Origin of the sequence: Intestinibacter sp. (genome assembly GCF_051866655.1) — a bacterium.
Classification (GTDB): Bacteria; Bacillota; Clostridia; order Peptostreptococcales; family Peptostreptococcaceae; genus Intestinibacter.
In genome coordinates this window covers 1-9,725 of the sequence record NZ_JBJDXL010000533.1, presented here as the reverse complement: position 1 = coordinate 9,725, position 9,725 = coordinate 1, and the positions used below count along the sequence as shown (strand labels likewise).

Sequence of the window (9,725 nt, the reverse complement as noted above, 5' to 3'; positions counted from 1 at the left end):
ATTGTTCAGATCTACTTTTATCTCATTTTGAAAAAGAAAATATTATAAAATATACGTATAACCGTTATACATGTTATACTAAGTCATTTGCCAATATATTAAAATTAATAGCAGCACATTTATGTAATGTAAATGAATATGATTATGAAGATGGAAAGTTTAAATCTGAAATAGATCCCACTACTGGATTAACTCATAGAGAAGTATTACAAAAGATAGGAGAATCAATGAGGAATACTTTTGGAGATGATATATGGATTAAAGCTTTATTTAATGAAGGATATGATCCAAAATATGATACTTGGATAATCACTGATGTAAGATATAAAAACGAAGCTGATTATATTAAAGATAAAGGAGGTATTCTTATAAGAATTAATAGAAATACTGGATATAATGATAATCATAAGTCAGAAACTGACCTAGATGATTATGATAAATTTGATTATATAGTTGATAATAATGGAACTATTGATCAATTAATAGACAAAATGGTAGATATATATAATGATCTACTTAAAAAATAAAAATAAGGGCAATATTTAAAGAGCAATCTTTGAGTATTGCCCTTATTTTTTTATAAATATGTCATATTTCTTATAATAACAATTTGTTTGATTTCTCTTTGTTTCTCATATATTTATATGTAAATTTGCATGATTATGAAAGTTGAATCTATTACAGATTCAGCAGGTTAGTACTAACATTTAAATTTATAGAGAAATGAGAATTAATTCAAAAATCGCTAAATTTCAAGAGGGTGGAGTAGCACCTGCTCCCCAAGAGCCTGAAATGGCTCCAGAACAAGCACAAGGTGGTGGAGATCCTATTATGCAGTTAGCTCAGATGGCTCAACAAGCATTACAATCAGGAGATGGTCAATTAGCTTTACAAGTATGTGAAGCATTCTTGCAGCTTATTCAACAAATGGCTGGACAACAAGAAGCAGCTCCTCAAGGTGAACCTGTTTTTAGAAAAGGTGGAGTTATAGTAAAGAGAGTTTAATCTATAAGGAGTGTGTGATAAGTTTTATTACATACTCCTTTTTTATTATAAGAATATGGCACAAGTAAGAAAATACAGTACTGGTGGTGAAACTTCTCCTAAATTATTAAAAAGAGAAGGCTATGGAGACTATAATGTAGCCGATATAGAATCTCAATATGCTAAAAGTTTAAGTGGCATATTAGATGAAATGGGGCTTGAAGGAGAAGATAGACAGAAAGTAATTGAAACTACTAAGAATATAATGTCCAATATTACTAATGGAACTATAAATACTATAAATAGTAGTGGTCAATGGATAGTTCCAAAAGAATATAGTAGTACTGGATATAATACATACAAAAATGCTGGATTATTTGGAATTAAAGGTAAGAAAGTAGTTAGAGATCAAAATTACTATAATAATGCAGCATATTATATATTAGATAAAGTTATTAATGGAACTAATACATATAGTCCTAAAAAAGAAGATACTAAAGAAAAAGTTAATCCAGACCAATCATTTGAACAATATTTGAGTAAATATTATTTCAATAATAATAAAGCAGCTTTTGATAAGAAATTATGGGATTATAGTACAGCTAGGCAAGGAATTATTAATAGATTAAAGGAATATAGAGACTATATTTCTAAATCTGATATGACTGATGCAGCTAAAACTGATTACTTATCTAGAATAGATTCTGGGATTACTGGATTAACTGATAATATAAATACTAATGATTATTCATCTTTAGCTAGATTAGGTTGGAGTAAACCTTATATGTGGTTAGATGAAAAATTTGATGAAGTTCCAGAAACAGCAGAACAAAAAGCTGTTAGAGAAGCTAAAGAAAAAGTAGAGGCCGAAACTCAGGCTAAACAACAAGCATTAGCTGATCAAGCAGCTATAGCAGCAACTACAGGATCACAATATAGACCTGATTTACAAAGTCATTATGATAGAGAAAGTAATAGTACATATTATGGATCTATGAATAATGGAATTTTCTATCCAGAATCTAGGGTTACAGATGAACTTAATGAAAATGGAGAACGAGTACAAAAAACTTATAAATATACTTCTCCATTTATTCCAAGTGCATTTCCTAGTGATAGACCTATTCCATTTGTAGAATGGGAAAATGTAAATGATGAAAATATAGGAGAACTTTTAGGTATAACAGGTTATTCTACAAATACAGAAACTGATAATAGTGCAGAAAGAGTTAACTATTATCTTAGATTAGCTAAGATGTTAGGAGAAAGTTCATCAACTACTGACTCTCAAAGATCTGCTATTGAAAAAATTGCTAAATGGATAAACTCTTTAAAAGAAAGAGAAGAAGCAATAAAAATGGCAGAAATGTTTGCTACTATTGCTGATAATAAATATAAAAGTGGAGGAATATTATTAGCAGCTAACGGCACAACTTTAACTCAGAAAAATGATACTTTATTAAAAGGTTTATTAAATAATTATAAAGCACAAGAAACTGCTAGTACAAAGATAGAAAATCAATCTGGATATACAAATTCCGATAAACCACATACTGAATTTTCTAATGCTGATTACGTTAGAATGGGAGCATTAGCAGGTGATGTGGCTAGTTTAATAGCTAGTATGACTGGAGTAGGATCTGTTGCTTCTGCTGGGTTAGGAGTAGCTTCCACAGCTGCGAACCAAACAGCAGATATGATGGAAGGTATGTCATTTTTAGAATCTTTGGCTAGAAATGGAGGAAGTTATGCTTTAGATGCTTTATCATTAATTCCATTTGCTAAAGCAGCTAAAGTTCCTAAGATGATAAAAAATTTAGGTAAAATTGCTCCTATCATAACCACAGTTATTTCAGGAGCAGATGCTGTTGTTAATGGAGGTGAGTACTTAAAATCATGGAATAAAGTTACTAATGGAGAATCTTTATCAGTAAATGATTGGAGAAATATTCTAAACTCTTTACAACTAGTAACTGGAGGGCTTGCTGCTACACATAGAGCTTCTAAAGGTAAATCTAATGTTGAATCTGTAAAATCTGCTGATGAGGTATGGCTAAAAACAGATCAGGGATATAGAAGAGTAAATAATGATTTAGTAAGTAAATTAAGAGAAGCTCCTGATTTAAAAACTCAAAATGAATTATTAAAAGATACTGGAATTAAACTTACAGAAAGCACTGACTGGAAAGGTAAAGGTATAGGAAAGAATAAAATAAAAACTCAAGACCTTTACGATTTTAATAAGCAAGCAGTAACATATTCTGGAGATCTTGAATTACACCATAACTTTGGGCCTGGAGAGAAATGGTTAGGTAATGCTCAAATAGACTTTTCTAATTATCCTAAAGTACAAGCAGCTATAGATAAAGTAACTCAAATTCCAAAATATACTAGAAAAGGATATAATAGAGTATTTCATCCACAAGCTACTAAAAGAGCTAATGCTCCAAAGATAGCACAAAAGAACTTAGAAAATGCATTAAATAATTTAATGCAAGTACAATATACAGGAAAAATAGTAGGAAATATAGGAAATAGACAATTAGCTCTTCCAGCTTGGAATAGAAGAGCAGATACAGAAATGAGATTAACAAATAATTCACCCAAATTAGAATCTAATATCCCAGAGTCTTCTAAAGTAGAACGTCCTCAAATAAACACATCTTCTAAGAAGAGGCCTCAAAAACAAAATATAGTTTCTACAGGAAAGAAGGGTAAAAGAGGAAAAAAGAGAAGACATGAAATAGGAGGTATTATAGAAAAATATAGACAAGGAAATATAATAAAATATCAAGGTGGAGGTGGAGTAGGATACAAAGAAGGTACATCATGGTATAGAGATGTATATCTTAAAATGAGAGATGCTATGTCTACTGCATTAAATAAAGGAGAAATAGATGCCAAAACTTTAAATGATTTACAAGTTGCTCATTCAGCTTTATGGAATACAGCATCTATGGGAGGTAGAGATTTCTACACTAATCCTTATATAAATAATACAGTTGGAGACTATCAAACTAAATTTAATAACCTATCGTTCGGAAATAATATAGGAATTAAATCTGCTTTTGACAGTGGTAGATATAATATTGCATCTAATAATCCTACTTCTGGAGATAACTATACTAAGAAATGGACTGTAGATAATAGATTTAGTGGTATTACTGATGATAGAAGAGTATTAGGAAGAAAGGGGGATTTCAATCCAACAGAAGAATTAGAGGAAAAAGCATTCTGGAAGAATAAAGGATTTGATTTCTATCTAGACGGCGATGGCTATTATAAACTCTCTCCTATTGAAAGAGATTTAACTACAGCACAAACTCCTTCAAGTACTCAATCAACTACAAATACTAATCCTACAACTAATCAAAATACAGATACTGGAGCAGGAGCTTATAATACAGATCAAGAAAGTAAAGTTAAATCTCCTTATCTTGATAATTTATTAGCTGCTGGAAGATTAGCAGGTACACTATATACTAATAATAAAGTAGCTAAGATTGTTTCACAATCCCTAAAACCTTTAGAATTAACTCCATTAAGAATAAGAAGACAAGTTTATGGAGATCTTCCTACTAGAACTTTCTATGATAATCAGGCAGCTGAATCTAATAGAATAGGAGCAAGACCTATAACTTCTGATGCTAATTTACAATTAGCTCAACAGTTAATGTATAATGATAGAGCATTAAAGTTAAAAACACAAGGTTATTTAGCTGATAAACAGGCTATTGATAAAACAACTTTAGCAGCACAGCAAGCCAATGAACAGAATCAAGCTAGTGCAGTAGATGTTGCTAATAAGAATAGAGCAGCTATGTTAGGAATACAACAAGCTAAAGCTAATATTGAAGCTTCTAGAAGATCAGCTAATTGGCAACAAGCATGGAATCCATTCTTATCTTCTATTGAACAGAAGTATAATAATTACTCTAATCAATTAAATGCTCTTAATAGAGATGCTGCTAATACAGCAGAATTAAGAAAATTAGATGCTGCATCTAAACAAGCTCAAAGTGCTTTAGATTCGGCCAGAACTAATTGGTTAGCAGCTAATTCAGGTAAATCTGACTATGATTGGCTTAATTCAGATGAATATAAGAATGCTTACAGAACTTATGAAACAGAAGTTACTAATGCTGGAAATGCTTACAAAGATACAATGAGTAAATATGATTTAAATAATTTAAGAAAGCCTTTTTCTTTCTTAATGTTTAAATCAGGAGGTTCTACTAAAGATATAGCTATAGAGAATATGAAAGAACTCAATAAAACATTTAGACAGAATGAAGAGTTATTCCATAAAATTATAATGGATTCTAAGAAAGAAAATAATAAATTAATAATGAATCTTTCTAGTCTTACTAAAGAGTTAATAATTAAATCTATGACTATATGAGTGATTTAATACAAAAGAGAGATAATACTGATGTAGCTATTGGGACTCCGGAGCTTCCTAGATATGAAGCTCCATTTGTTCCTGATTATCTAAGAGGAGAAGAAGAATATAGAAAAGGTAACTATACAGATCCTCATGCTAAGGCTTACTCTGAGAAAATTTCTGGAAAAGTTGAATCTGTAAGTCCTGAATTTGAAATATTATCTGGATTAGGATTAAGAAGAATATGGAGATTTGTAAGTAACTTAACAGAAAATATTTCTAAAAATGTTTCTAAAAAAGTATTAAGATTCAATACTACTCCAAATCATGTAGAACTAACTAAAGATAGATTATTGCACGGAGGTTTTGATAGATTAGAGAGGCAGGCTGCTATAGGAAAAAATCCAGAAACTGGAATTTTGACTAAAGGTAATAATGTGTATAATGATTTCTCTCCTAAAAACAGACAAAAGCTCTTGGATATGCTTCCAGAATCTCCTAGAGAGTCCTCTTATTATAATGCTACTCCTAAGAATGTCGCTATAGCTAATCAAAGAAAAGGCTTTTACTCAGATGTATTTACAGATGCTCCAGAGCAATTTAAAACTCCATTAGCTAGAAGCTCTTTAAACAGCCATGAATTTTCTCATGTAGTTTATCAACCAAATTGGCTAAATAAACCTCCTTCTGGATCTTATGATATATCTAGATTAAATAATAAAAGTCATTATTTAGGAATACCTAGATCTGGAGGATTGGCAGAACAAACTGCTAGAGGTACACAATTAAAGAACCTATTTGGCTTAAAGGAAGGAGAAGAAATAACTCCAGAAATGTGGGAATATGCTAAGAATCATTTAGAAGAACTAGGATTTGATAATAATTTATCAACTTGGATGAATGCTGTTACAAATGTACCTAAGTATCTAAAGTGGTTAAATGCTAACTCTCCAGTATTAGTAACTCCAATAATAGGATTATATAATGAAAAAGATAGTAAGAAATAATTTTGATACATTAACTGAATATTCAGGAGAAATTACTACTCCAACAATTAATGATTGGATAGAAATATCTGATTATATATATTTAAATTATCAAAATGATAAATCTATTTTTTATTTAGAAGAAATTCCTCTGAATACATGTTATATAACTCATGGATATTATAAACTTAAAGAATTTGATTTAAATATTATTAATAATATAAGAGACTTATATGGAGTTCCTATATATGAAAATGATTATAATATAATATGTATTAAAGGAACTTCAGAGGAATTAAAAGTAATAGAAGAAATAATTAAAGCTATTAATGAAAATACATTCAAATATACCTAAGTTACAACAGGGAGGGGCAGCTCTCCCTTTTGTATCTTGGACTCCAGTTCCTGATACTCCTTATTCTCCTGCAACAGCTTCAACAACTACGGCAAAAGAGAAAAAGGAGGCATTAAAAGTAGAAGATATTATTCCAAAAGAAATGATAGAAGTATTAAAACAAAAAGGACTTCCATCTGATATGACTGTATTTACAGAATCAATAATGTCTTTATTTAATGATCCAGTATATAAAACGACTGGACAATTAAATCCTGCTACTTTAAGTACAAGATATTTAAGTATAGTTAATAAAATGAATAATATAGCATTTAATAAAGAACTATACGATAAAAGCATAGATAGATTACAAGAAAATGGAGGATTATATGATGTTGCTGTATCAAATACAGGCAGAATGGTAGTCCAAGATTTAGAAACTGGACAAATAAAACAAGTTAGTCCAGATGAATACTATGAAAAATTAGGAAGTTATAAAGCTATTAGTAATGGGGATTTAGCTCATATTAGAGCATATAATCCTTCTATGGCATTTAGTAGTGATGTATTCTCAGTTCTTAATAATGGAATGGGGCAGGAAACATTACAAAAATATATAAATGAAGCTATCTCTAAATTAGGATCTTCTAGTAATAATATAGAGGGATATACAAAAGTTCAAAAAGATAGAATACAGAATGGATTATCTGAATTAGTAAGTAATAATATAGTAGCTGCTGCTATAGTTCAAGATGGAGTATATAAATTAACTCATGAAGAAAAGAGTAATGCAGAGCAAGCTCAAGAAGCACTAAAATATTTATATACTTCTCTTCCGATGGCTGCTAAAAACTATTTAAGAGCTAAAGCAGCAGAACAGGGAATTAATCCAGACGAAGCAGCAGAAAAAATACTAGTTCCATTTATTAATAGTAAAATCGAAACAAGCAGAACTATTAAATTTGATTTTGATAAACAAGCTACTGATGCTAGTGGTTCTGAAGGATCTGATAAGAGTACTATAACAGTATCTCAGGCAAGAGAATTATTAGATGGGTTTATTACTCCTAATAGTGATACAGTAAGAGAGTATAAAATAAACACTGGAGGAGGAATAGAATTATCTTCTCCAGCATCTAGACTTCCAGCTCTAAAAACTATAGATGGAAAAATAGTGGGAGCACAAAGTATGGATAAAGTATTGCAAGACAGCACTTTATCTACTGGATATAAAAATAATATGTATTTTGGAGGAAAGAAAGTAGATTCTGAAGAATTACATAGAATAGTTTTTGATGGAGGAGAAGTAGTTGCTGCTTATCTACCAGTAAAAGCAGATACTGGAGAGTTAGACCTAGAATCTTTGGAAAAGATAACTAAAATAAATAAGAGTATAACAAGTAGTACTACAGAGGAAGAATTAAAAGAAATGTATAGAAATGAAAAAATACTTCCTTATTATTACCTAAGAACAGATCCAGAAGCACTCGCAAAACAAGGTTTAGTAAAACCATTTTACATGGTTAATGTTAAAGCTACTACCACAGAAGGAGTAAATTTTGGAGAAAATAATCCATATATAAAACTCTCTGATAATGAAGATAGAGATAAAGTATTTATGAATAGAATACTTCAGGGAGAAGATATGAAAGGGGAAAACAAAGTTGATGATAGTCACTGGTTATTAAGATATAAAAATGATAAAATATATAATGGAACATTCTTTATACAAGCTCCAGATATTAGAACAGCAGAATCATATTTAAGTCAATTATATATGCCCAAAAATATGAATTATGCGGTTAATATAGATAGAGATGCATCTAAGAGACTAAATACTAGCGGATGGGGATCCTATGGAACAAACTAATAAAACTGATTGGATAGATTTAGTAATACATAACTCTGATAAAGGATTTGTAGATTTTGCTTTAGCAGGAGTTACTGAAAAGAACTTAACTTTAAAAAATGAAGATTTTTATAAAGCCATTCCAGAAATAAAAGACAGATTTACAGACCAAAATGGAAATTTTAATAATGATGCTTTTAATAAATTCTATGATGGAATGGCTAAAATGTATAATGATTATATAGATAAGGATGCTGCCCTTCAAGCATATGCTTCAGATTATTCTATAGACGATATGAGAGATAGACACAGATTAACTGGAGCTATTTATATAAATAGAGTAAGTAATCCAGATCACTATAGCAAAGGACTTAGTGGAATATGGGATATAAAGGAAAGTGATTTAAGTAAAAGGGAATTAGCTCAACAATCAGAAGTACAAGATTGGAAAACTGGAAAATCATTGGGATGGACTCCTAATGATGATGATAAAAGAGGCTTATTAGATTTTTGGTTTAATGAACCAGTAGTATATGCTACATGGGATGAAGATGGTACTCATATAGATCCCATAAGTGGCAGAACAGTAAAACATTTCAAAGGAGAATTTAAAGTTAATAATCAAGGAGAGTATTATTGTGAAAATCTTGGTGATAGGGACTCTTCTGGAAAGCAATTCTTAAAAACATGGGATACATTGACAGTAGATGGTACATTCTGGAATAAATTTGATCCTTTTGATGCTGATGGAAAGAGTAAAAGTATAGAAGGTCAAATAATGAAAACAGCAGCTATGGTTGCTCCATTGTTAATACCTGGAGTACAGGTAGGATATGGTTATTTAATGTCTGGAATGTTACTATCCGAAGCATTATCTACTTTTGGAAAAGCAGGAGTAGAAATGTTAGATAAGGATTATAAAAATAATCCACTATGGAGTAAATTTAATCTATTTAATGCCTACATGAATAGATTTGAAAATAGTTCTTCTGATGAAAATGGATATTTTGAACAGGGAATGAATATGCTAGGTAGTGTAGCTTCTCAATTATGGCAACAAAGAAGTATTGCTCAGATTCCTAGTATATTAAAGTGGAATAAATCTGATTCTAAAATATTAAAGGAATTTATAACTGAGAATGGAGATACATACCTAAAAAAATATGGCAAGAACATATCTACAGCTAT

7 protein-coding genes are annotated in these 9,725 nt (G+C 30.3%); all 7 read left to right on the top strand.

Annotated features, from left to right (window positions below; all coding sequences use genetic code 11):
* On the top strand, positions 1 to 527 hold a 527-nt coding region (locus tag ACI3VO_RS16145), incomplete at its 5' end, for a hypothetical protein (protein WP_439758898.1).
* A 196-nt stretch (positions 528 to 723) separates the two neighbouring features.
* A complete protein-coding gene (locus ACI3VO_RS16140; RefSeq protein ID WP_439758897.1) occupies positions 724 to 1,005 on the top strand; it encodes a hypothetical protein in 282 nt (93 codons plus the stop codon).
* A 55-nt stretch (positions 1,006 to 1,060) separates the two neighbouring features.
* Entirely contained in the window at positions 1,061 to 5,386 is a 4,326-nt protein-coding gene (locus ACI3VO_RS16135; protein WP_439758896.1) for a hypothetical protein, read from the top strand.
* Positions 5,383 to 6,375, top strand: a complete 993-nt coding sequence (locus ACI3VO_RS16130; protein ID WP_439758895.1) for a hypothetical protein — start codon at positions 5,383 to 5,385, stop codon at positions 6,373 to 6,375. Before ACI3VO_RS16135 ends, ACI3VO_RS16130 begins: the two co-directional genes overlap by 4 nt.
* Complete coding sequence (locus ACI3VO_RS16125; protein WP_439758894.1) at positions 6,353 to 6,709, top strand: hypothetical protein; 357 nt, start codon at positions 6,353 to 6,355, stop codon at positions 6,707 to 6,709. The genes ACI3VO_RS16130 and ACI3VO_RS16125 overlap by 23 nt, the downstream gene beginning before the upstream one ends.
* Positions 6,684 to 8,558, top strand: coding sequence for a hypothetical protein (locus tag ACI3VO_RS16120; RefSeq protein WP_439758893.1), 1,875 nt, complete (start codon positions 6,684 to 6,686; stop codon positions 8,556 to 8,558). The genes ACI3VO_RS16125 and ACI3VO_RS16120 overlap by 26 nt, the downstream gene beginning before the upstream one ends.
* On the top strand, positions 8,545 to 9,725 hold a 1,181-nt coding region (locus tag ACI3VO_RS16115; RefSeq protein WP_439758892.1), incomplete at its 3' end, for a hypothetical protein. The genes ACI3VO_RS16120 and ACI3VO_RS16115, both read left to right, overlap by 14 nt.